General features: G+C 62.5%; 2 protein-coding genes. Both read right to left on the bottom strand.

The window, feature by feature from the left end:
* Positions 1-78: 78 nt before the first annotated feature.
* Positions 79-813 carry a cytochrome-c oxidase, cbb3-type subunit II gene (ccoO, locus tag IVB42_RS00005; RefSeq protein ID WP_247300297.1) on the bottom strand — a complete coding sequence of 245 codons (735 nt, stop codon included), beginning with the start codon at positions 811-813 and terminating at the stop codon, positions 79-81.
* A gap of 10 nt (positions 814-823) precedes the next feature.
* Positions 824-1,408, bottom strand: a 585-nt coding sequence (locus IVB42_RS00010) for a cbb3-type cytochrome c oxidase subunit I (protein ID WP_247469543.1), incomplete at its 5' end; no start/stop codon positions are given.

The raw sequence follows: 1,408 nt of genomic DNA on the forward strand, positions 1-1,408 counted from the left end.
ACCGGCGTCCAGATCGTGGTCACGAGACCGGACGCGAGATTGTCGAGTGTCAGGATGGCTTTCATCGTGGGTGCCTTCTCAGCGAAGATTGGCTTTCTCGTTGTAGATCTTGAAATCGACCAGCGTGCCGAGCATCTGGAGATAGGCGATCAGCGCGTCCATCTCGGTCGGCGTGCCGGCCTTGCCGTCGAAGTTGCGCACCACGGCCTTGGCGTAGCGCTTGGTGAAAGCGTCGGAGCCGGCATTGTCAGGATCGGCCTGGGCCTTCATGTCGGCGCCCGCATTGGCGATCTGGTCGTCGGTGTAGGGCGTGCCGACGGTCCGCAGCGTGCGCATGTGGTCGGCGATCGTGTCCGGATCGACCTCGGTCTGGCTGAGGAACGGATAGCCTGGCATCACCGACTGCGGCACGATCGCGCGCGGATTGGCCAGATGGGTCACATGCCAGTCGTCGGAATATTTGGCGCCGACGCGGGCAAGGTCGGGACCGGTGCGCTTCGAGCCCCACTGGAACGGATGGTCGTACATGCTCTCGGCGGCCAACGAGAAATGTCCGTAGCGCTCGACCTCGTCGCGCAAGGGCCGGATCATCTGCGAATGGCAGAGATAGCAGCCCTCGCGGATGTAGACGTTGCGCCCGGCGAGCTCCAGCGGCGTATACGGCCTGATCCCGTCGACCGCCTCGATCGTGCTCTTGAGGTAGAACAGCGGGGTGATCTCGACGAGACCGCCGATCGCGATCACCAGCAGGATGCCGACGATGAGGATGATCGAGTTCTTTTCGAAGATTTGGTGGCGTGTCCAGAACGACATGGAAGACTCCTCATTCCGCCAGCTGAAGAGCGACGGGCATCTGGACTTCCTGTTCGCCGACGCGAACCGTCATCCAGAGATTATAGGCCATGATCAGCGCGCCGATCAGGAACAGCCCGCCGCCGGCGGCGCGGATGATGTAGAAGGGATGCATCGCCTCGACGGTCTCGATGAAGGAATATTCGAGGAAGCCGAGCGAGGTGTAGGCGCGCCACATCAGGCCCTGGAGGATGCCGGACACCCACATCGCCGAGATGTAGAGGACGATGCCAAGCGTCGCGATCCAGAAGTGCCAGTTGACGAGCTTGAGGCTGTAGAGGCCCTTCCGATTCCAGATCCAGGGCACGAGGCAGTAGAGCGCGCCGAAGGAGACGAAACCAACCCAGCCGAGCGCGCCGGAGTGCACGTGGCCGATGGTCCAGTCGGTGTAGTGGCTGAGCGAGTTGACCACCTTGATCGACATCATCGGGCCTTCGAAGGTCGACATGCCGTAGAAGGCGACGGAGACCACGAGCATGCGCAGCACGGGATCGGTGCGCAGCTTGTCCCAGGCGCCCGACAGCGTCATCAGGCCGTTGATCATGCCGCCCCAGGA

The organism is Bradyrhizobium sp. 45 (genome assembly GCF_023073155.1).
Lineage (GTDB): Bacteria > Pseudomonadota > Alphaproteobacteria > Rhizobiales > Xanthobacteraceae > Bradyrhizobium > Bradyrhizobium canariense_D.